22 protein-coding genes are annotated in these 21,780 nt (G+C 64.2%); 15 read left to right on the top strand and 7 right to left on the bottom strand.

Annotated elements, in window-relative coordinates; genetic code table 11:
- Positions 1-100: 100 nt before the first annotated feature.
- Both J5M73_RS22320 and J5M73_RS22315 read left to right on the top strand, forming a co-directional pair.
- Positions 101-1,015, top strand: a complete 915-nt coding sequence (locus J5M73_RS22320) for a LysR family transcriptional regulator (RefSeq protein WP_102863471.1) — start codon at positions 101-103, stop codon at positions 1,013-1,015.
- Positions 1,015-1,560, top strand: coding sequence for a GNAT family N-acetyltransferase (locus J5M73_RS22315; RefSeq protein ID WP_207816185.1), 546 nt, complete (start codon positions 1,015-1,017; stop codon positions 1,558-1,560). The genes J5M73_RS22320 and J5M73_RS22315 overlap by 1 nt, the downstream gene beginning before the upstream one ends.
- A gap of 14 nt (positions 1,561-1,574) precedes the next feature.
- Here the strand turns inward: J5M73_RS22315 and J5M73_RS22310 are convergent, their stop codons facing one another.
- Positions 1,575-2,495 (bottom strand): carbon-nitrogen hydrolase family protein, encoded by a 921-nt coding sequence (locus J5M73_RS22310; protein ID WP_207816144.1) that lies wholly within the window; start codon positions 2,493-2,495, stop codon positions 1,575-1,577.
- Between the two features lie 84 nt (positions 2,496-2,579).
- Here J5M73_RS22310 and J5M73_RS22305 point away from each other — a divergent pair, with 84 nt between their 5' ends.
- Complete coding sequence (locus J5M73_RS22305; protein ID WP_207816143.1) at positions 2,580-3,515, top strand: LysR family transcriptional regulator; 936 nt, start codon at positions 2,580-2,582, stop codon at positions 3,513-3,515.
- On the opposite strand, the gene J5M73_RS22300 is transcribed toward J5M73_RS22305, so the two are convergent.
- On the bottom strand, positions 3,487-3,741 hold the full coding sequence (locus J5M73_RS22300) for a hypothetical protein (protein WP_011061196.1): 255 nt from the start codon (positions 3,739-3,741) through the stop codon (positions 3,487-3,489). The genes J5M73_RS22305 and J5M73_RS22300 overlap by 29 nt on opposite strands.
- A 235-nt stretch (positions 3,742-3,976) precedes the next feature.
- Here J5M73_RS22300 and J5M73_RS22295 point away from each other — a divergent pair, with 235 nt between their 5' ends.
- Positions 3,977-4,297, top strand: coding sequence for a DUF883 family protein (locus J5M73_RS22295; RefSeq protein ID WP_207816142.1), 321 nt, complete (start codon positions 3,977-3,979; stop codon positions 4,295-4,297).
- A 56-nt stretch (positions 4,298-4,353) separates the two neighbouring features.
- On the opposite strand, the gene J5M73_RS22290 is transcribed toward J5M73_RS22295, so the two are convergent.
- Positions 4,354-5,391 (bottom strand): Ldh family oxidoreductase, encoded by a 1,038-nt coding sequence (locus J5M73_RS22290; protein WP_207816141.1) that lies wholly within the window; start codon positions 5,389-5,391, stop codon positions 4,354-4,356.
- A 290-nt stretch (positions 5,392-5,681) separates the two neighbouring features.
- Between J5M73_RS22290 and J5M73_RS22285 the strand changes: the two genes are divergently transcribed.
- Positions 5,682-6,683, top strand: coding sequence for a FecR family protein (locus J5M73_RS22285; RefSeq protein WP_102863465.1), 1,002 nt, complete (start codon positions 5,682-5,684; stop codon positions 6,681-6,683).
- A gap of 52 nt (positions 6,684-6,735) precedes the next feature.
- On the opposite strand, the gene J5M73_RS22280 is transcribed toward J5M73_RS22285, so the two are convergent.
- Entirely contained in the window at positions 6,736-9,069 is a 2,334-nt protein-coding gene (locus tag J5M73_RS22280) for an acylase (protein WP_207816136.1), read from the bottom strand.
- A 465-nt stretch (positions 9,070-9,534) separates the two neighbouring features.
- Between J5M73_RS22280 and J5M73_RS22275 the strand changes: the two genes are divergently transcribed.
- A complete protein-coding gene (locus J5M73_RS22275) occupies positions 9,535-9,915 on the top strand; it encodes a fe2+ zn2+ uptake regulation protein (protein WP_102863463.1) in 381 nt (126 codons plus the stop codon).
- 17 nt (positions 9,916-9,932) lie between these two features.
- Here the strand turns inward: J5M73_RS22275 and J5M73_RS22270 are convergent, their stop codons facing one another.
- Both J5M73_RS22270 and J5M73_RS22265 read right to left on the bottom strand, forming a co-directional pair.
- On the bottom strand, positions 9,933-10,121 hold the full coding sequence (locus tag J5M73_RS22270; RefSeq protein ID WP_042941707.1) for a hypothetical protein: 189 nt from the start codon (positions 10,119-10,121) through the stop codon (positions 9,933-9,935).
- 205 nt (positions 10,122-10,326) lie between these two features.
- Positions 10,327-11,241: a LysR family transcriptional regulator gene (locus tag J5M73_RS22265; RefSeq protein WP_207816134.1), complete on the bottom strand. Its 915-nt coding sequence runs from the start codon at positions 11,239-11,241 to the stop codon at positions 10,327-10,329.
- Positions 11,242-11,359: 118 nt separating this feature from the next.
- Here J5M73_RS22265 and J5M73_RS22260 point away from each other — a divergent pair, with 118 nt between their 5' ends.
- Positions 11,360-12,355 carry an aldo/keto reductase gene (locus J5M73_RS22260; protein ID WP_115580120.1) on the top strand — a complete coding sequence of 332 codons (996 nt, stop codon included), beginning with the start codon at positions 11,360-11,362 and terminating at the stop codon, positions 12,353-12,355.
- A 48-nt stretch (positions 12,356-12,403) separates the two neighbouring features.
- Here J5M73_RS22260 and J5M73_RS22255 read toward each other — a convergent pair whose 3' ends face one another.
- Positions 12,404-12,940, bottom strand: coding sequence for a hypothetical protein (locus tag J5M73_RS22255; protein WP_102863460.1), 537 nt, complete (start codon positions 12,938-12,940; stop codon positions 12,404-12,406).
- Positions 12,941-13,039: 99 nt separating this feature from the next.
- Between J5M73_RS22255 and J5M73_RS22250 the strand changes: the two genes are divergently transcribed.
- The 8 genes from J5M73_RS22250 to glgA all read left to right on the top strand — a co-directional run bounded on the left by J5M73_RS22250 (position 13,040) and on the right by glgA (position 21,780).
- On the top strand, positions 13,040-13,258 hold the full coding sequence (locus J5M73_RS22250) for a hypothetical protein (RefSeq protein ID WP_146036414.1): 219 nt from the start codon (positions 13,040-13,042) through the stop codon (positions 13,256-13,258).
- A 137-nt stretch (positions 13,259-13,395) separates the two neighbouring features.
- Positions 13,396-15,390 (top strand): methyl-accepting chemotaxis protein, encoded by a 1,995-nt coding sequence (locus tag J5M73_RS22245; protein WP_102863459.1) that lies wholly within the window; start codon positions 13,396-13,398, stop codon positions 15,388-15,390.
- A 79-nt stretch (positions 15,391-15,469) separates the two neighbouring features.
- Positions 15,470-15,925, top strand: a complete 456-nt coding sequence (locus J5M73_RS22240; protein WP_102863458.1) for an SRPBCC family protein — start codon at positions 15,470-15,472, stop codon at positions 15,923-15,925.
- An 85-nt stretch (positions 15,926-16,010) separates the two neighbouring features.
- Positions 16,011-17,762, top strand: a complete 1,752-nt coding sequence (locus J5M73_RS22235; RefSeq protein ID WP_102863457.1) for a copper resistance system multicopper oxidase — start codon at positions 16,011-16,013, stop codon at positions 17,760-17,762.
- Entirely contained in the window at positions 17,752-18,672 is a 921-nt protein-coding gene (locus tag J5M73_RS22230) for a copper resistance protein B (RefSeq protein WP_207816132.1), read from the top strand. Before J5M73_RS22235 ends, J5M73_RS22230 begins: the two co-directional genes overlap by 11 nt.
- A gap of 154 nt (positions 18,673-18,826) precedes the next feature.
- On the top strand, positions 18,827-19,276 hold the full coding sequence (locus J5M73_RS22225) for a DUF411 domain-containing protein (RefSeq protein WP_102863455.1): 450 nt from the start codon (positions 18,827-18,829) through the stop codon (positions 19,274-19,276).
- Positions 19,273-19,710 carry a YqaA family protein gene (locus tag J5M73_RS22220; RefSeq protein ID WP_102863454.1) on the top strand — a complete coding sequence of 146 codons (438 nt, stop codon included), beginning with the start codon at positions 19,273-19,275 and terminating at the stop codon, positions 19,708-19,710. The genes J5M73_RS22225 and J5M73_RS22220 overlap by 4 nt, the downstream gene beginning before the upstream one ends.
- A gap of 501 nt (positions 19,711-20,211) precedes the next feature.
- On the top strand, positions 20,212-21,780 hold the full coding sequence (gene glgA / locus J5M73_RS22215) for a glycogen synthase GlgA (protein ID WP_102863453.1): 1,569 nt from the start codon (positions 20,212-20,214) through the stop codon (positions 21,778-21,780).

Raw genomic sequence — 21,780 nt, 5'->3', positions numbered from 1 at the left:
GCGCTTTGCAGAAAAATCCATGATAGGGGGGCCGCAATAGGCGAAAAACCAGGCATTCTTCCGCTCTTTACGGACAAAAACGCTGCAATCGAGGTGAGCGATGGACAACCTTAACGGCCTGCAGGTGTTTGTCTGCGTGGTCCGCAGCGGCAGCCTGGTGGGGGCCGGCGAGCGTCTTGGACTGTCCGCCTCAGCGGTGGGCAAGGCCCTGGCGCGCCTGGAACAACGACTCGGTGTGCGCTTGCTCAATCGCAGCACCCGGCGCCTGAGCCTGACGGACGAAGGCGCGCTGTTCTACGAGCGCGGCCAGCGTATCGTCGACGAAGTGCTGGAGGCCGAGGCCGAGCTGGCGCGGATCAGCGACAAGCCCCGAGGCCGGCTGCGGGTCAGCCTGCCCGCCATCGGCTATCGCATGCTGCTGCCGATCCTGCCGGAATTCGCCGCGCGCTATCCGGACATCGAGCTGGACCTGGACTTCAACGACCGGCTGATCGACGTGATCGCCGAAGGCGTCGACGCGGTGATCCGCAGCGGCGAGCTGCCAGACTCCCAACTCAAGTCCAGGAGCCTCGGTCCCTTCGGCTTCGTGCTGATCGGCGCCCCCGGCTACTTTGCCCAGCGCGGCATCCCGCACACCCCCCAGGACCTGGAGCGGCACGCCTGCCTGCGCTACAAGTTCCCCGGCGGCAACGTGCTGCAGCCATGGAATCTGCGCCTGCCCGACGGCGCGCCACCGCTGGTAATGGGCCGCGCCCTGACCAGCAACAACCTGGAATCGTTGATCCACGCCGCAAGCCAGGGCCTGGGCATCGCCTACGTGCCCGAATTCGTGGTTTGCGGCGCCCTGGCCGACGGCAGTCTGATCTCGGTGCTGGACGACTATCAGCAAGAGCGCGGCAAGTTCTCCATTCTCTGGCCCAGCAGCCGGCACTTGCTGCCAAAATTGCGGGTATTCGTCGACTTTCTCAGCCAGCGACTGAGGCTAGGCAACGCCCACAAGGAGTCCCGCTCATGATCGACCCTGTTCCCACCCTGCACACCGAACGCCTGCTGCTGCGCCCCCTGGAACTGGCGGATGCCGAGGCCATCCAGCAGCTTTTTCCGCAGTGGGAAGTGGTGCGCTACCTCAATGCCATGGTGCCTTGGCCCTACCCGGCCGACGGCGCCCTGAGCTACCTGCGGGACATGGCCCTGCCGGCCATGGCCCGGGGCACAGAATGGCACTGGACAATCCGTTTGCGCAGCGAGCCCAAGCAAATGATCGGCAGCATCAGCCTGATGGACGAAGCCGACAACAACCGCGGCTTCTGGCTGGCCCCGCCCTGGCAAGGCCAGGGCTACATGAGCGAAGCCTGCACCGTGGTCGACGAGTTCTGGTTCGAAGTGCTGCAACGACCGCTGATGCGGGTGCCCAAGGCTGCGCCGAACCAGGGCTCGCGGCGCATCTCCGAGCGTGGCGGCATGCACCTGGTGCGCTCCGAGAGCGGCGACTTTGTCGGCGGGCATTTCCCCCTGGACATCTGGGAAATCACCCGCGAGCAGTGGCGCCGCCGACGCTGAACAACACCGGCGACTCAGATAAAGCGCACCCCGGATCGGGGGCGCTGGTCCACGCTCAGTTCAAACACATCCGGACGCGCATAGTGGCCGACCACGTCGTAGTCATAGCGGGCCTTCACCAGGTCAGCCGTATCGATCTCGGCACTGATCAGCCCGGCACTGCCCACCAGCGGCCCGGCCAATACATCGCCCATGGGCCCCACGATGACGCTGCCACCGGCAATCAGCGGGCGCTCTGCCGGCCAATTGGCGATCTTCAGCCCCAGCTCCTGGGGCGAGGCCTGGACCTGACAGGCGCTGACCACGAAACAACGACCTTCATGGGCGATGTGACGCATGCTCACCTGCCACATCTCGCGCTCGTCCACCGTGGGCGCGCACCAGACTTCGATGCCCTGGGCGTACATCGCGGTGCGCAGCAACGGCATCATGTTTTCCCAGCAGATCACCGCGCCGACCCGTCCCACCTGGGTGTCCAGCACCGGCAGGGTCGAGCCGTCGCCCTGGCCCCAGATCAGGCGCTCGGTGCCGGTGGGCATCAGTTTGCGGTGCTTGCCCAAGAGCCCCTGCTGTGGATCGAAATACAGCGCCGTGCAATACAGGGTGCTGCCACTGCGCTCGATCACCCCCAGCACCAGATGGGCTCCGGTACGGGCCGACAGCCCGGCCAGTGCCTCGGTCTCCACACCCGGCACATCGATGGCATTGGCAAAGTAACGGGCAAAGGCTTCGCGTCCCTCCGGCAGGCGGTAACCCAGTTGGGTGCCGAAGCCTTCGCCCTTGGGATAGCCCCCCAGCAGCGCTTCGGGCATCACCACCAACTGCGCACCCGCTTCGATGATGGCGCCCTCATAGGAGAGGATCTGCTCCAGGGTGGCGGCCTTGCCTTCTGGCAAGGCCCCGATTTGCAGCGCGGCGACGATGGACTTGGGCATGACATGACTCCTCGAACGATCAGGTGTTGCGCATTGTCCTGCCGCCGCTGATCATCGATAAACCCCAACCCAGTGCTTAATGATATGAACCAGATGAATATCGCCAGCGTCGACCTCAACCTGCTCAAGGCTTTTGAAGCCCTGCATGACGAGTCCAGCGCCAGCCGCGCGGCCCTGCGCCTGGGAGTGACCCAATCGGCCATGAGCGCAGCCTTGCGCCGCCTGCGCGAGTTGTATGGCGATCAATTGTTCGTTCGCACTGGCCGCGGCCTGGCGCCGACCCTCAAGGCCAATCAATTGAAGCCGGTGGTCACTGAGGCCCTGAACAAATGTCGCCAGAGCCTGGCCATGGTTGCCCCGCACAGCGCCGATTATCAGGGACGCTCGGTGACGGTCGGCCTGTCGGATGATTTCGAGATTGCCTACGGCCGGCGCCTGATCGAGGCCGTGGCCCGCAGCGCACCCAAGTTGCGGCTGATCTTCCGCCAGACCCACAGCCAGATCGTCGCCGAGGCGCTGTTGCAGCGCAGCGTCGACCTGGCCATCAGCGCCGGTGGCTTTGCCGAGCGCCTGCTCAGTCGGCAGGTGCTGGGGGAAGGCGACTACCTGTGCCTGGCGGACCTGGCCAGCCTGGAGCCCGGGCAACGACAGATCGACCTTGAGGAGTTCGTTCGACGCGAACACCTGCTGGTGTCATCACAGGGGTTTATCGGCATCACCGATGAAGGATTGGCGAATCTGGGGCTCAGCCGCCAGGTCTGCGCCTCGACCACGCATTTTGCCGCGCTGCCCTTTCTGCTCAAGGGCAGCCAGGCGGTGGCGACCATTCCTGCCCATGCCGCGCGGCGCATCGCCGAGTTCACCGGCCTGCAGCTGCTGCCCTGCCCCCTGGCGCTGCCGCGCTATCCGATCGAACTGGGCTGGCGCACCAGCCCGCAGATCGACCCGCTGCTGGTGAAGGTACGTGAAGCGATTGTCGAGTGTTTCGCGATTACTTGTTCGCCGCCATCAGTCGATTGACTTCACTGCGCACCATGTTGGAGTACTCCGGCGGCGACATGCCGTCCAGTTCCGCGCGCACCCACTCGGCCCACTTGCCCTTGCGCTTGCCGCGCTCGCCGAACAACCGTGCCGCCTCGCCCTTGGCCTTGCCCAGGTTGCTCTGCCACAAGTCGAACAGACGGGACTTCTCGTCCTCGATGGCGGCGCGTTCGGCCAGGGTCTTGTTAGCCAGATTGAAACTCATGGGGAAATTCCTGCTGCGTAAAATAGGCGCCATCTTACACTGTAGGGGCTGACGGTTTTACTCAAGGGTGGCGAGCAAGGCGCAAAATGGCTGCAACTTTTGCCCCAGCGCCGGACTCCATTGCTTGTACCCGATGACTGCAGCCGCTGCCGCAGGCTGCTATCGACTTGGGCAATACGCCTGATACCGCAGGCGTGCCCTTGCACCACCGACCACATTTCCAAGGAAAAACTTCATGGCTCGCAAATCTGCCGCGCAAGCGGAAAACGATCAAATCAAGGACCAGGCCTTCAGCGAACTGCAGGCGCTGATCGAAGAATCGGAAAAGCTGCTCAAGGGCAGCGCCAGCCTGGTAGGCGAAGAAGGTGAGAGCTTGCGCCAGCAAGTGAGCCTCAAACTCAAGCAGGCGCTGGACTCGGTGAACAACGTGCGCGAACGCAGCAAGCCGGTGGTGGATGCCACCGAGCAATACATCGGTGGCCACCCGTGGCAGACCGTGGCCATCTCCGCCGGCGCTGGCCTGGTGGTCGGCCTGTTGCTGGGCCGGCGCTCGTAACCGCCCCGCTCGCTCCAGGGCCAGGCGCGCCAGTGGCGGCCTGGCCTTTTTTCGTTTCAGGCCTGCGCCAGCGCCCGCAGCTGTTGCAGTTGCTCCACGCCAATGGCGATTCCCTTTTGCAGCGAACGCTCGCGCTGCTGATGCCGACGATCCCCCGGTAGGCGCTTGAGTCCCACCGCGTGCATCTGCCGCACCAATTCCTGGCTGCGCTCGGCGAAGCTCTGTCCGGCGGCCTTGCTCGGGTCGATGACGATCAGCAACTGCCCAGTCCAGGGCGTCTTGGCACCAGGATGGTTGGACCAGTCGAACTCGAAGGAGAAGTGACCTCCGGTCAGGGCCGCGGCCAGCAACTCCACCATCATCGACAGGGCCGAACCTTTGTGGCCGCCAAACGGCAGCAAGGCGCCGCCTTCGAGAATCGCCTTGGGGTCCTGGGTCGGCTGCCCCAGGCTGTCGACGCCGATGCCAAGGGGCAAGCGCTCGCCCTTGCGCGCGGCGATCTGCACATCGCCGTGGGCGATGGCACTGGTGGCCAGGTCGAAGACAATCGGCTGGCCCTGGGCCTGGGGCGCGGCGAAGGCAATCGAATTGGTGCCGAACAACGGCCGGTCGGCGCCGTGAGGCACGACACAGGTCATGCTATTGACCACGCTCAGGGCCACCAGCCCCTCTTCGGCAAAGGGCTCGACATCTGGCCAGAGTGCGGCGAAATGGTGCGAGTTACGGATCGCCAGCACCGCAATCCCGGCGTTGCGGGCCTTGCTGACCAGCCGCTCGCGAGCGGCCGCCAGGGCCGGTTGGGCAAAGCCGTTGCCAGCGTCGACCCGGACAAAGGCCGCCGCAACGTCTTCCACCACAGGCACCGCCCAACCATCGACCCAGCCACTGGCCAGGGTCGAGACATAGCCGGGGATACGAAACACACCATGACTCTGGGCACCGTCGCGCTCGGCGGCGGCGCAGTTCTCGGCCAGGCAACGGGCCACTTCGGCGCGACAGCCATGACGCAGGAAAATCGTCTCCAGCAACTGCACCAGGGCCGGCAGAGAGAGGTATTCGCAAGGCGTTTCAACATCCAGGGACGATGCAGACATCTGAAGCTCCAGAGTAATTATTGGAGGGGGCGACAGCGTGTGACCCGGCGATTAAACAACGCTGACTGTTGGCCCTGTCAACCCGATCCTATGGCTCGCAAGGAAGGTGCCAGCGTTGCTGGCCAACCGACACGGCCGTCAGGCATGCCCATTTGTAGACACTTTGGATACATAGCGGGTTTTCAGGGCATGGCCGATGAAAATAAGTTCACTTTGATGCGCATTAGCCATGACGGCTGTTCTACAAGCCTTGCGCCGGAGGGTAGAATGCGGGAAATCAGGAAGAGTCAATGAGCGAACAGATCCTCTCAGAAGCCGAATACGACGCCATTACCCAAGCTGCCGCGCAATGGTGCATGCGTTTGCATGAAGCCGACTGCAGCGATGCGGAGCGTCTGGCCTTTCAGCAATGGCATGATGCCGACCCCCTGCACGCTTTCGAATACGAGGCGATGCGGGAGATATGGGAAGTGGCCGATCAACTGCCACCCTCCACTCTGGCGCCGGCTCCAGTCAAACCTGCCCCCCGGCGCACCTGGCAGCATTACGGCGCGGCCGCGGCCGTCGCCCTGTGCGCCCTGCCCCTGGCCGCCTACAGCGGTTGGGAACTGGGCTGGCTGCCATCGTCCTACGAGCATTTCGAAGCCGGCGACAGCCTGCGCAACGTGACCCTGGCCGACGGCAGCCAGGTGGAACTGAACCTGGGCAGCAGCCTGACCTACAGCAACTACAAGGATCAGCGCCGGGTCACCCTGAAGAAGGGCGAGGCGTTCTTCAAGGTCAGCCACGACAGCAGCCATCCGTTCGTGGTCAAGGCCGCCCAAGGCCAGATCAAGGTCACCGGCACCCAGTTCAACGTGTGGATGTATGAGGATCAGGTACGGGTCACCCTGCTGCAGGGCTCGGTGCTGGTCACCAGCAATACCGCGCTGCCCGGCGAAGGTTTCCGCCTGGAACCGGGCATGCAGGCTCACTACAAGGATGGCGATTACGCGCCGCAGATCAGCCAGACCTACAGCAACGACAGTTCACTGGCCTGGCGCAACGGCAAACTGGTGCTGGACAACCTGGCCCTCAGCGATGCCCTGCCACTGATCAATCGCTACCTGGACACTCCGGTGCAGCTGGCTGACAGCTCGACCGGCAAGATCCGCGTGGGCGGCATCTACAACACCCGGGAAATCAGGAGCCTGCTGACTTCGTTGCCCAAGGTGCTGCCGGTCTACCTGACGCGCAATCGCGACGGCAACCCGGTGATCAATTCGTTGCCCCAGTCCCCGCCAAAAAGCTGAAGGCCGCCCCGTTACGGGGGCGGCCTCGATTCCAGTCAACCTCTGACACCCACTACTTGGCCAATGGCTGCGAATCCCGGCGCGGCTCCTGGATCAGTTGCGACTGATACTGGCCATCGGCGCGGATCTGCGCCTCGGTAAAGGGCAGCACACTCCACTGATTCCGGGCAAAGGCCTCGGTCTGGTCGCGAAAGTGCGGCGACGCCGGATCGCTGGACAGGGAAAACGCCAGCAGGCCCAGGGCCCGCGGCCCCTGCTCATCGAAACTGACCACATTCAGGTAGCTGGTGCCGCTCACCACCTCGCGCTTGCCATCGGCACCCGGCACGCTCTGGATAGCGTTGTACACCCCCAGGCTTTCCGGGCCGCCAGGCACCGGGGTCGGCCGCCCGCCCTGGCTCACCTGCTGGATATCGCCCCAGCGCACATCGGCGCCCAACCCGGCCTGCGCCACTTGCTGCGCCGAGGCCAGCATCGCCTCACGCAGGGCCTGGGCCACTGCTGGACGGCTGATGGCCAGGCCCCGTGGCGTGTGCTGCGGGTCCTTGGGGTCGAAGGCGACACGCCAGATATCCGGACGCTGCAACAGCGGCTGCATGATGCCCTGGAAATGCACGAAGCCCAGGCCCGTCTGCAACCCGGCGCTGCGGTCCCAGGACTTGAGGCTGGCGCACAGCGCGGCCAGTCGCTGGGCGTCGGGGCCCAGGTCCTGCGCGCAGAATTGCAGCAGGTCCGGCATCACCTGACCGGCCAGGTACACCTGATCATCGGTGACCATATGCTGCAGATCGCTGACCTGGGCCTTGGGCATCCGGCTCAAGCGATCCAGGGCGAAACGCGCACGCATCTTCAGGGGCACGTCCTGCTGGCTGATCACCGGCGAAAAGCCCTGCAGCGGCGCCGCCGGGTTGACCATCCAGGCCGAGTCATTGGAGTGCTGCAGGTAATCGTTGCGCGCCAGTTGCGGCAATTGGCCGGCGGCAAAGATCCCCGGCTGGGCCGCCGCCGGGTCGATGTCCCAGGCGCAGGTGCTGCGGGAACCATCAAGGACGATGACCTGGGTGCCGACCCGCGGATCGCTGCACTGGGCGAGCTTGGCCTGGGTGACGTTGGGCACCACCGACTGGTTCATGTACAGCGCACGGCCCTGGTCATCTGCCGCCAGGGTGTTGACCCAGGGAATGCCCTGCAGCTGATGCACGCTGTCTTGCAGGCCCGTCACGCTGTCGGCCTGGTTCATCGCGTACCACTGGGCCAGCACCCGGGTGTTGTCGAGGTTGGCATCACGCAGGCTGTAGGCATGTTCGCGGTCCCAGTCCAGCTCCCCCGGCCACTGCACCACCGGGCCGAAGACCGAGCTGTAGAGGGTCCGCGACTCGCTATGCAACTGGCCATCCGCGCCTTTGACCTGCACCGTCACGGTCTGGCGCTCCAGGGGTTGCGAGCGGCCATCGAGCAGATAGCGGGTCGGATCCTTGGGGTCCAATTGCAGGCGGTACAGGGTGAAATGCTTGGACGCATCCACCGTGTGGGTCCAGGCCAGGTGCTGGTTGAAGCCGATATTGATCAGCGGCAGGCCGGGCAAGGCGGCCCCCATCACATCCAGCTGGCCGGGGATGGTCAGGTGCATCTGATAGAAACGCATGGCGCCGACCCAGGGGAAATGCGGGTTGGCCAGCAGCAGGCCGCGACCGTTGAACGAACGCTCGCTGCCGATGGCCACCGCATTGCTGCCACGGTCCAGGGCGAAACCTTGCTGGCGGGCTGCCGCCAGTTGCCAGTGCCCCTCGCTCAGTGCCGCCTGGGCCGTGACGCCCGGGGGCGTGGCTCCCGCCAGGGCCTCGGCGAACTGCCCGGCGCCGCCTTCCACCAGCAGGCGCCGGGTCAGCTTCACCAGGTCCGAGGTGGCCAGCGGCCGTACCCAGTCGCCCTGGCACTGCTCGGGCAGCCCCTGAACCCGGCGCTCCGCCAACTGGCGGTTGTAGCCCTCGACATAACCCTGCATGCGCTCACGCACCGCCGGGGTCTGTGCCTGCCAAAAGCCGGCCACCGCCTGGGGCGTGTTCAGCCAACTGAAAAACACATCGCTGCTCAGGTTGTCCCGCTGCTCCAGAGTCTGACCTTCGGCACCGAAGTACCTGGCCCGCTCGGCGTTCACCGTCAGCACTTCATTGGCCATCAGGCACAGATTGTCCTGGGCATAGGCATAACCGATGCCATAACCCAGGCCGCGCTCGTCGCTGGCACGGATATGCGGGACACCAAAGCTGGTGCGGCGAATCTCGGCACGGGTCGGTTCGGGCTGCGCCTGTGCATGGGCACCGCAACTGAGACTTAGAAACAGGGCTGCAAGGCAAAAATGCGGTAACTGCCTGGAAATGATCACGCCGACTCCTGATGCAAAAATACAGAACCAGGACTGGTGTGCAGGAAGGGTTTGGCAACGCCGCCAGTCTGGGAATCCGGCCGCGCACGGATCAACCGACGCCTGCCTGCCCCTATGGACGAATGGCCGCCGAAAAAATTACCCCCCGCAGGACAACACCGACCTGGCGATGACAGGTCAGTGACTTGATACCGACAATTTTTCTACATCCCGGGCTTCATGATTCGCCGTGCTCGTTCGTCTAGTTACTAGGATCTGTACGAAAGCTCACCGAGCAAAGATCAGGCAAGGCAAAAACAGGCGAGGAAGCGGAGTGTAGGGACCTACATGAGCATTCCGAGCCTGTTTCTACGTCGCGCCGAAGGCGCGAAGTGCGCAGCATGATCGAAGCGCAGGTAGTTTTCGGACAGAACCTAGAGCACCCATCATTCTTTTCCTGATACGGCTCTGCTAAGGAGTTTTTGCATGTACAACCCGCAACTGCCAATGGACGGCATCACCGTGAACAACACGCCTTCCCTGAATGCCGGCGCCGGTGTCTTCGGCAAGAACGCCGAGCGCAACAGTAACGAACGGATCAAGCAGCTGCTGAAAAGCTTTGGCCTGCGCACCAGCCTGATTCGCCTGAAAGTCATCGACGCCCTGCTCACCGCCGCCCAGAGCGAGCGCTCCCTGGGTGTGCGGGGGGTCCACAGTCAACTGCTGGAACTGGATATTCCGCTGTCGTTTCTAAGCGTGCGGGAAGTCTTGAAGCGCCTGTGCAGCGAGGGCGTGCTGACCCTCAACGCCGACAAGAGCTACAGCCTGCACCAGCAGGCTGCGGCGGTGCTCGACGGTCTCTCCTGAGACGGTCGAGCCACGGCTCAGGGCTTGACCTTGCGGCGCATCACGCCATTGATCACCACCACGACCACCGCCACACCAATGGCGATGTACTGGAACAGTTTTTCACTGATGACGCCGTGGTTCTGCAGGTAGGAAAGGCCAAGCATGATCCCCAGTACCACCAGGGAAATCAGGATCGAGTATTTCAAGCGTTGTGACTGGGTCATTGCGGGGTCCTGAAGCTGAAAATGTATCCGCCGTGTATCAAGAACGATGCCAAGCACCTACCCGGATTCGGGGATGCGCCGGGGAAATCGGGGTCACATGGTACAGGCGCGAAAGAGATTTTTCTCCTTCATCGTCCTGTCGAGCTCCCTGTGCCCCAACCAACGCCCGCCCTGCCGCGGGCTTTCTGCTGTCTGTGGCCCGCCTTCAGGGGCGCGAGGTGCCATTGCCAGGGCGGGCGAACAGCTCCAGCAACCAGTCGACGAAGACCCGCACCCGGGTCGACAGATGACGCTGGGGCGGATACATCGCGGTCAGCGGTAGCGACGGCACCGGAAATTCCTCCAGGACCTCGCGCAAGACCCCGGCCCGCAACTGTCGGGCTACGTTGTAATACGGCGTCTGCACCAGTCCGTAACCGGCTTCGCAGGCCGCCAGGTAGCCGTCGGCGCTGTTGACCGCCACCTGCTTGGGCAACTCCATCGGGCGCAACTGACCATCGATGTAGAACTCCAGGCCATAACGCTTGCCGCTGACACTGGAGAAATACTCCACCATCCGATGCCCTTGCAGGTCGGCCAGCGATTGGGGCGTTCCCTGTTGCTGCAGGTAGCCCGGGCTGGCGCACGTCACTTGCTGCAACTGCACCAGCGGCCGGGCCACCAGGCTGTCATCCAGGGTCGGGCCGCCCCGCAAGGCGCAATCCACGCCCTCACGGATCAAGTCCACGGGACGGTCATTGAGGCCGATCTCCAACTCGATCAGCGGGTAGCGGGCAGAAAACTCCGGTAACGCGGGAATCACGATCAGCCGACCGATGCCCACCGGCATATCGATGCGCAAGAGCCCCCGAGGGTTGTGCCGGGTCACGGAAAATGCCGCTTCGGCCTCCTCCAGGTCCGCCAGCAGGCGCACGCAGCGCTGGTAATAGGCGGCGCCGTCCAGGGTCGGGCTCACCTGACGGGTGGTGCGGTGCAGAAGCTGCACGCCCAGGTGAGCTTCCAGTTGCTTGATCAGGATGGTGACCGAAGCCGCCGGCATGTGCAGATCCTCGGCGGCCCTGGCAAAGCCGCCCAGCTCGACAATCCGGGTGAAGACACGCATGGCATTGAAACGGTCCATGAAACAGGCTCACGATTATTTAGATAATGATAATAGTGATAGCGCTTTTATCCTGTTTATACAGCTTTTGTCGAGTAGCACACTGAGCACTCTTTCCCCCTCATCGGAGTATTGAGCGATGCACACTCGACAACTGGGCCATCAGGGTCCGCAGGTTTCCGCCATTGGCCTGGGCTGCATGGGCATGAGCGATTTCTACACCACCGGCAACGACCCCAAGGAGGCCGTCGCCACCCTGCACCGCGCCCTGGAACTGGGGATCAACCTGCTGGACACCGCCGATATGTACGGCCCCCACAGCAACGAGGAACTGATCGGCCAGGCGATTCGCGGTAAGCGCCAGCAAGTGTTCCTGGCCAGCAAGTTCGGCATCGTCCGCGATCCGGGCGATGCGCAGGCTCGCGGCGTCAACGGCCGTCCCGAATACGTGCGTGCCTCCATCGACGGCAGCCTGCGGCGCCTGGGCGTGGACACCCTGGACCTGTATTACCTGCATCGGGTCGACCCGGACGTGGCCATCGAAGAAACCGTCGGCGCCATGGCGGAGCTGGTCCAGGCCGGCAAGGTGCGCTATTTGGGCTTGAGCGAAGCCTCGGCCAGCACGCTTGAGCGCGCTCATCAGGTGCATCCCATCAGCGCCCTGCAAAGTGAATACTCGCTGTGGAGCCGGGATCAGGAAGACAACGGCTGCCTGGCCGCCTGCCAGCGCCTGGGAATCGCCTTTGTCCCCTACAGCCCGCTGGGCCGTGGCTTTCTGACCGGCGCCCTGAACAGCCCGGAGGACTTTGCCGCCGACGATTTCCGGCGTTCCAACCCGCGTTTCCAGGGCGAGAATTTCCAGCGCAACCTGCAACTGGTGAAGCAGGTGCAGCAACTGGCGGCGGACAAACAGGTCAGCGCCGGGCAACTGGCCCTGGCCTGGGTGCTGGCACAGGGCGACTACCTGATCCCGATTCCCGGAACCAAGCAACGGCGCTATCTGGAGGAAAACGTGGCAGCGCTGCAGATCCGCCTGAGTGCTGCGGAGCTGGCTTCGCTGGAGGGCATTTTCAGCCCGCAGGCCACCGCCGGTCTCCGGTACACCGAGGAGGTGATGGCGCTGCTGGATCGCTGACGCAAAAAACGCGGCGCGGGCTCGGCAAGAGCGCGCGCCGCGGCTGGATCAGGCTTTGGCGGAGACGTTCTTGTCGGTCACCGTAGTGCCGTTGCCCTTGCCATAGTTCTGCAGGCTCTGCAGAACGTAGATGGCCTTCTTGTACTCGGGAACCAGGTAGTTGGCGTACTTGTTGCCCTTGATGTTGTTGTTCTGGATGTCATCGAGCTTCATCGCGAAGTATTCCAGGGCATTGAACGGCTCATCCGGGTTCTTCGGAATGCCGAAACGGTCGAACTTGTCACCGGCGTTGATCAGGTTCAACGCGGTGATGTCGGAAATCAGGCCGTTGTTCTTGAGGAAGGTACTCATGCCACCCAGGGATTTGGTGGTCACGTTGGTCGGGTCGAAACCCTTGATCTGCTTGTGAAGCTTCAACTGGTCCATCTTGCGGATATCCAGCACGGTGGGGTTGCTTCCCACCAGGCTCAACATCTGCCGTACCTTGGCACTTTGCGAGACCGGCTTGGAGGAACCGCTGCCACCGCCGTCCTGCACCAACAGACCCGCCTTGCTGGTCCAGCCTCCAACGTATCCGATTGCCATGCTGACACTCCTGTAGTCCGGCTTGCCAATCCTCCTGTTCAGCCTGGCCCAGAGAGGACCGAAAAAGTCTTATCTGGCGTCTGAAACTGGGTGCAAGCCGTGTTGAATCATCTGAATGGGCGCAAGTATCAACGCCAGGACGACCTCCCAACAACGCTTTATTTCCACAAATTACAATTTCTGTACAAACTCGACACAATTAGCCGGAAGGCCCGATTTAAGCGGCGCCGGCTGTTTGCAGCACCCGCAAACCGCGATCTTTTCCTGCTGGCGATCGAACCGTTCAGCGGCTGCCTGACCCTCCTCTGTGTCACCTGAGACACTTTTCAACGACATCGAAGTTTTTTTTGGACGATCGTACTAAAGAGCAGAAAAACCGCGCCGACATCCTGAGGATGCCCCGACAAGGCTCCCCCTCTCCAAATAATAAAAAACGCTCGGTAAGGACAGGTCCCATGCCCGCTTTGCGCACGATTCAAGCCCGCTACACGCTCTTTCTGGTCCTGTTCATTGTCCTGATGCTGGTACTCACGGTCGTGGGCATCAGCCAAATGGTGGCGCCCAAGCTGCGCCATACCGAGGAACAGGTGGTCCTCAATCGCATCGCCGAAGTGGCGCAGCGCATCCAGGGCGAGTTGAACAAGGTCCAGGCCCAGCAACGCAGCATCACCCAGACCGTGCCCCTGCTCGACAGCGATAGCATCGACAAGGTCCTGCCCGGCCTGGTGGACCAGTACGGCGAGCAGAAGGTCTTCGGCGGCGGAATCTGGCCCCTGCCCGGCCAGCGCACTCCGGGGCGCAACAAGCACAGCACCTTCTGGCACCGTGATGCGTCGGGCAAGCTGGTGGTCAACACCTTCTGGAACAGCGACCCGGCCCCCAACTACTACGACCAGTCCTGGTACAAAGGCGGCCTGCAGAGTGCTCCCGGCCAGTGCGCCTGGGCCGCGGCCTACAAGGACGACGCCAGCGCCGAGCCACGCACCAACTGCGCCATGGCCATCCGCCGCGACGGCCAACCCTGGGGCGTGGCCACCATCGACGTCACCCTGGGTTTCTTCAACGACCTGGTGGCCCGCCAGGAGAAAGAGCTCGACGCCCAGATGCTGATCGTCGAGGCCGACGGCAAGGTCATCAGCAACAGCTCGCGGATCAATGGCCCGATCGTGCTGAAGAACATCCGGGAACTGGCCGCCGGCTCGCCCTTCGCGGCCCAGGTGCAGAGCGCCCTGGAACGTCGCGACAACAGCGCCCAACGTATCGAGTTCGATAACGCCGGGGTGCCCAGCATCTTCTTCATGCGCGCCATCGAAGGCACCCCCTGGTTCCTCGCCAGCGCCCTGCCCACCCAGCTGATCACCGCACAGCGCGACGATGTGCTGAGCACCCTGAGCCTGTTGCAGATCCCCATGGTGATCCTGCTGGTGCTGCTGCAGGTCTATGCGATCCGCCAACTGGTGCAGCGGATGAAGATCCTCAAGGGCAATATCGATGCCCTGGCCACCGGTGACGCCGACCTGACCCGGCGCATCGTGATCCGCGCCGAGGACGAACTGGGGGCCATCGGGCACTCGGTCAACCACTTCATCCAGTACCTGCAGAACATGATCGGCGAAGTCACCCAGGCCACCGAAGCCATGGCCGGCAGCCTGGCGCAGTTGCAGCAGACCTCGGCCCACAGCCAGCAGATCCTGATGCGCCACGCCTCGGAAACCGACCAGACCGTGACCGCCATCACCCAGATGAGCAGCACGGCCGACAGCGTCGCAGCCAACGCCGCCCAGACCGCGGACTTCACCCGGCGCGCCAACGAGCATGCCGAACACTCGCGGGTGGTGGTGGGCGAAGCCTCCGGCAGCGTGATTGCGCTGATCGACGAAGTGGCCGATGCCACCCACAAGGTCGAGGCCATGCAAGCCGACGCCCAGCGCATCACCGAGATCCTCGGGGTGATCGGCGCGATCGCCGGGCAGACCAACCTGCTGGCCCTCAACGCCGCCATCGAAGCAGCCCGGGCCGGGGAACAGGGACGCGGCTTTGCCGTGGTCGCCGATGAGGTCCGGGCCCTGGCCGCGCGGACCCAGGACAGCACCTCGCAAATCAACGAAATGCTCAGCCGCCTGACCCAGGGCGTGAGCTCCTCGGTCAGCGCCATGGAAAACACCCAGGCCAGTTGCCAGTCCGCGGCGGACGCCACGGCCCGGGTCAACAGCGGCCTGGATGAAATGGCCGACTCGGTGAACCAGATCAACAGCCTGAGCACCCAGATCGCCACCGCCGCCGAACAGCAGAGCGCGGTGACCGAGGAGATCAACCGCAGCATGGTCAGCATCCGACACATGGTCGAGGAACTGGTGGAGAGTGCCCGGGCCGGTGAAAGCAATACCCAGAGCCTGTTGCAGGCCAATGCCCAGGTCAGCCACCTGATGAGTCGCTTCAAAGTCCGCTGAACGGTCTGCCGCCGCCGCTGGCACCCCCAGGCGGCGGGACTATATTGGAGGCTCCGGTCACAAGGAAGTGGGGTGCATCATGGGTCAGCGCCAATCACATCTGCTGCAAGAGCGGCTCAGCCACGAGCTGTATATCCAGGCCGATATCGACACTGTCTATTACTACGTGACCCAGCCGGACCGCTGGCCGGAGTGGCAGCCCTCCTGCCTGCGGGCCGACACCGGCTTTTGTGGCTCGCTGCCGGCGGGTCACCGCTTCAGCGAAGTCATGAATCTCCTCGGAATACAGATCCCCATGAGCTATCGCGTGCTGAACGCGGTATTTCCCAAGGAGTTCAAGGCCGTCTTCAGCTCCGCGGCGCTGGACGGCACTGTCCATTACCAACTGAACAAGCACAGCGACGGCACGCTGTTGCGGCACACGCTGGACTATTACACAGACCTGCAACTGAGCGGCCTGCGGGCGCGCATGGAACAGCTGTCGGCCCAGGCCCTGGACAATCTCAAGCAACATCTGGAGCATCCGGGCGACTGACAAATCTGTAATGCCCGCCTCAGTTTCCTGACAGCCAGCGCTGATTAGAGTCCCCTCCAATCCGCTGACCGACTGGAAGCCTGCCATGCCGTTCCCCCCATCAAGACACAGCCCGTCCCGCCGCACCTTCGTCAAGGCCCTGGCGGCCGGAGGCGCTCTCGCCGGTCTGGGGCTGTGGCGCAATCCGGTCTGGGCCATCAGCAGTCCGGGTCAGCCCGAGGTCGCGGCAAGCACCGATTTCGACCTGTCCATTGGCCAGTTGCCGGTGAACTTCAGCGGCCAGCCGCGCCAGGCCATGACGGTCAACGGCAGCCTGCCCGGCCCCCTGCTGCGCTGGCGCGAGGGCGACCGGGTCACCCTGCGGGTGCGCAACCGGCTGCACCAGATGACGTCGATCCACTGGCACGGGATCATCCTGCCCGCCGACATGGACGGCGTACCCGGCCTGAGCTTCGAAGGCATCGAGCCCGGCGGTCTGTATCGCTATTCATTCCCGGTCAAGCAGCACGGCACCTACTGGTACCACAGCCATTCCGGGCTCCAGGAACAACTGGGGGTGTACGGGGCACTGGTGATCGACGCCCGGGAGCCGGAGCCCTTCACCTACGACCGCGACTACGTGGTGCTGCTGTCGGACTGGAGCGACGAGGCGCCGGAACAGATCCTGCGCACCCTGAAAAAGCAGTCCGACTACTACAACCGGCACAAACGCACCCTCGCTGACTTCATCGAAGACGTCGGCCGCGACGGCTGGGCCGCCACTGTGGCCGAACGCACAATGTGGGCGCAGATGAACATGACCCCCACCGACCTTGCCGACGTCAGCGGCGCCACCTACACCTACCTGCTCAACGGCCAGGCACCGGACAACCACTGGACCGGGCTGTTCCGCCCCGGCGAACGCCTGCGCCTGCGGCTGATCAATGCCTCGGCCATGACCTACTTCGACCTGCGCATTCCCGGCGTGAAAATGACCGTGGTGGCCGCCGATGGCCAGCACGTGGAGCCGGTATCGGTGGATGAGCTGCGGATCGCCGTGGCGGAAACCTTCGACGTGCTGGTGCAGCCCAGCGCCGGTGCCCATAGCCTGTTCGCTCAGGCCATGGACCGCAGCGGCTATGCCCTGGGCACCCTGGCCAGCGCCCCCGGGCTCAAGGCCACGGTGCCGCCCATGGACCCGCGCCCGTTGCTGAGCATGGCGGACATGGCCATGGGCGCCATGGATCATGGGGCCATGCCGGGCATGAACCACGGAACCATGGCCGCGATGGAGCACAACGCGGTGAACGCCGCGATCCGCCACCCGGCCTCGGAAACCAACAACCCGCTGGTGGACATGCAGACCCTGAACCCCACGCCGCGCCTGAACGACCCCGGCCTCGGCCTGCGCCACAACGGCCGTCGGGTGCTGACCTACGCCGATCTGAAAAGCACCTTCGCCGACCCCGACGGCCGCGAACCGAGCCGTACCCTGACCCTGCACCTGACCGGCCATATGGAAAAGTTCGCCTGGTCTTTCGACGGCATCGCCTTTGCCGAGGCCGAGCCCCTGCGCCTGGAGTATGGCGAGCGGGTGCGGATTGAACTGGTGAACGACAGCATGATGAGCCACCCCATCCACCTGCATGGCATGTGGAGCGACCTTGAGGACGAACACGGCCGTTTCCAGGTGCGCAAGCACACCATCGACATGCCGCCGGGCACCCGCCGCTGCTACCGGGTCACGGCCGATGCCCTCGGGCGCTGGGCCTTCCACTGCCATCTGCTGTACCACATGGAGAGCGGCATGTTCCGCGAAGTCCGGGTCGAAGAGCGGGAGGTGCCCCATGCCGATTGAGACGCCCCTGCTGCCGGGCGGGCTGACCGGTCTCGGCCTGGGCATCGTCCTGCTGGCCTGGCCCGGTATCCCGGCCCACGGTCAGTCCATGCCCGGCATGGACCACGACACCCGGGCACCACAACAGATGCCCGGGCACGACATGCGCGGCATGGATCACTCAGCGATGCCGGACCTGCCAGTCGCAGCCCCCTTGCAAAGCCGTACGCCGATTGCGCCGTTGACCGATGCCGATCGCCGGGCGGTCTATCCAAGCGCGGCCGGTCACGTCCTCCACGGCAAGTCGCTGAACAGTTTTTTCCTGGTGGAGCAGCTCGAATGGCAGGACGCCGAGCGGGGCACGAGCCTGGGCTGGGAGGTCAATGGCTGGATAGGTGGCGACCGTGACCGGCTGTGGCTGCGCAGCGAAGGTGAACGCACCCGGGGCGTCACTGAGCATGCCGAGCTGCAAGCCCTCTGGGGCCATGCCATCGGCCCCTGGTGGGATCTGGTCAGCGGCCTGCGTCAGGACTTCAAGCCCGGCACGGCCCAGACCTGGGCAGCCCTGGGCCTGCAAGGCATGGCGCTGTACAACGTCGAAAGCCAGGTCACCGCCTATCTTGGAGAAGGCGGCCAGAGCGCCTTGCGGGTCGAGGCCGACTACGACCTGCTGCTGACCCAGCGCCTGATCCTGCAGCCGTCGGCGCAACTCAACCTGTATGGCCGCAACGATCCGCAACGGGGCCAGGGCGCCGGCCTGGCCGACAGCGAAATCGGCCTGCGGCTGCGCTATGAACTGCGCCGGGAATTCGCACCTTATATAGGTGTGACCTGGAACCGCAGCCACGGGCGGACCGCCGACTACGCCCGCAACGACGGCGAACCGGACAACGGCGCCCGCCTGGTGCTGGGGCTGCGAATGTGGTTCTAGAACCCTTGCTGCGCGCCCGGGGCTTGGTATCAACTTGAAACAAAAGCCGTCGGCAGCTGGCAAAAAAAGCCGCAAAATGCACCACCCCCAGCGTGTCCCCACAAGGGCCGGCCCTGCCAGCGCCCCTTATTCAACAGCGACAACGAGACTTTCGATGAAAACTTCACTGCGTCTGGCGGCCCTGTCCGCCCTGCTGATCGGCTCCCTGGCTCAGGCGAGCGAACTGATCCCCATCGACGTGCACCGCGACGCCAACTGCGGCTGCTGCAAAAAGTGGATCGAGCACCTGCAGGACAACGGCTTTGCCGTCACCGACCACGTGGAAAGCAACATGAGCGCGGTCAAACAGCGCTTGGGCGTGGCCCCGCGCCTGGGCTCCTGTCACACCGCGGTGATCGACGGCAAGTTCGTCGAAGGCCACGTGCCCGCTGAACAGGTCCTGGCCTTGCGCAAGCGCGACGACCTGCTGGGCATCGCCGCCCCGGGCATGCCCATGGGCTCCCCCGGCATGGAAATGGACGGCATGGGCGCCGACGCCTTCCAAGTCATCGGCCTGACCCGTGACGGCCAGGATGTGGTGGTAGCGGACTACCCGGCCCGTTGATCGCCAGCGCCTACCTCGGCCTGTTTCTCGCCGCCTTCGCCGCCGCCACCCTGCTGCCCCTGCAGTCGGAAGCGCTGCTGGTGGGCCTGCTGCACAACAGCCAACTGACGGTACTCGGGCTCTGGCTGGTAGCAACCCTGGGCAACGTCCTGGGCTCCCTGGTCAACTGGTGGCTGGGGCAGCGCCTTGACACCTACAAGGAGCGTCGCTGGTTTCCCGTTAGTCCGAAGCACCTGGAGCGGGCCCGGGTGCACTACCAGCGTTACGGCCACTGGACGCTGCTGCTGAGCTGGATGCCGGTGATCGGCGATCCGCTGACCCTGGTGGCAGGCGTCATGGGCGAACCTCTCAAGCGTTTCCTGCTGATCGTCAGCCTGGCCAAGGGCGCCCGCTACGCCGTGCTGGTGTGGCTGACCCTGGGCTGGCTCGGCTGAGCCGCTGCGTGCTCAACCGGGCCTTGGGTCGCCAACAGATCCCCGGGGCCCTGCCCGTTTTCGGGCAAGGCCACCAGCGATCTGCACCAACCCCTGGCGCGCCCTCACCGTTTTCGCGCCGAGGCCATTTCAGCCGCGCTCTGCTGCGGTGCACGGCCGACCTTTCGTCGGGATGGATCCGTCGCCCTGCGCCCACGCCAAATCAACGCCCCGCCCTGCCCGACGCCGCTCTAGGTTCTGTCCTAGACTGATTTTCGCATTGTGACCGAGCGGTCACTTTGGCATTGAAAAAGTCGAAACTTTTCGCGTCGGCCCAAGGTCAGGTTAAAGGTAGGGTCGCTGCCACTGGTGCATTCCTTGCAACGGCTCCTCCACCCTTTCTGCTGCAGCGCTCGAGCAGCTCAGGCTGATCGATGTGTGGCGCAATTGCGCCCGGCCACAGGAATGGCCCGACAGTAGCGTTTGAGACAGCAGAACAGATCAATAAAACGGGAGAGACCTATGATCAGCGCCGCATTGGACACTCAGGGAGAGCATCCTCAACAGCAGGCCGGTGAACGTGCCCCCCAGGCGATTTCCATCCCTGGAGGCAAGACCCTACTGCCGCTGGCTCGTCAGAATCCCAACCGCAAGCGGGTGCTGTTCGTCACTTCGGAAATCGCCGATCTGGTGAAAACCGGCGGCCTGGGCGACGTCTCCGCCGCCCTGCCCCGGGCCATGGCCCACCTGCACGATGTGCGGGTGCTGATTCCCGGCTATCCCCAGGTGCTGCACAGCGAGAACCCCATCCATATCATCGGCGAGCTGGGGGGCCACGCGGCGCTGCCGGCCTGCAAGATCGGGCGCATGGACATGCCCGACGGCCTGGTGATCTATGTGCTGATCTGCCCGGAGCTGTACGAGCGCGAAGGCACGCCCTACGGCGCCAACAATGGCCGCGACTGGCCCGACAACCACATTCGCTTTGCCCGCCTGGGGCTGGCCGCCGCCGACATCGCCGCCAACCTGGCTCAGATCCACTGGTGCCCCGACCTGGTGCACGCCCACGACTGGCCCGCCGGGCTGGCCCCGGCCTACATGCACTGGCGCGGGCAGCGCACCCCGACCCTGTTCACCATCCATAACCTGGCCTACCAGGGCGTGGTCAGCCTGGCCTCGTGCCCGGAGCTGGGCATCCCCGAACACGCCCTGCAACAGGAAGGCATGGAGTTCTACGGCAAACTGTCGTTCCTCAAGGCCGGCATGGCCTACGCCAGCCACATCACCACGGTGAGCGCCACCTACGCCCAGGAAATCACTACCCCGGCCTTCGGGTGCGGCCTCGACGGTTTTCTTGCCAGCAAGACCCAGCAAGGCTTGCTCAGTGGCATCCCCAACGGCATCGACGAAAGCTGGGACGCCGCCACCGATGCGCACCTGTTCTGCCCCTTCAGCATGGGTGATTGGGACGGCAAGGCGGCCAACGCCGCCCATGTGCGGCAGATGTTCGGTCTCGATCCCAGCAACGGCCCGCTGTTCGCCGTGGTCTCGCGGCTGGTCTACCAGAAGGGCCTGGACCTCACCGAAGGCGTGGCCGAATTCATCGTCGCCAACGGCGGCCAGATCGCCATCATCGGCCGCGGGGAACCGGAAGAGGAACAATCCATGCGCGCCCTGGCCCGGCGTTTTCCCGGGCGCATCGGGGTCAACATCGGCTTCAATGAAACCGATGCCCGGCGCATGTTCGCCGGCAGCGACTTTCTGCTCATGCCGTCACGCTACGAGCCCTGCGGGCTGAGCCAGATGTACGCCCAGCGCTTCGGTTCGCTGCCGGTGGCACGCAACACCGGCGGCCTGGCGGACACCATCGAGAATGGCGTCACCGGCTTTCTGTTCGACGAGTCCACGGTGGCCAGCTACCAGGAGGCGCTGACCCGGGCGTTCAAGGTCTTCGCCTATCCAGCGCTGCTCAACGCCATGCGCTGCCGGGCCATGGCCGCCCCGTTCAACTGGTGCAAGGCGGTGGAACCCTACGCCGAACTCTACGAACAACTGGTGGCCAAGGCCCTGGGGCAGGCCACCCGACAATAA

The sequence above is a fragment of the Pseudomonas sp. 50_B genome (genome assembly GCF_017491625.1).
Lineage (GTDB): Bacteria > Pseudomonadota > Gammaproteobacteria > Pseudomonadales > Pseudomonadaceae > Aquipseudomonas > Aquipseudomonas danubii.
This window is presented reverse-complemented; position numbering and strand designations above follow the sequence as displayed.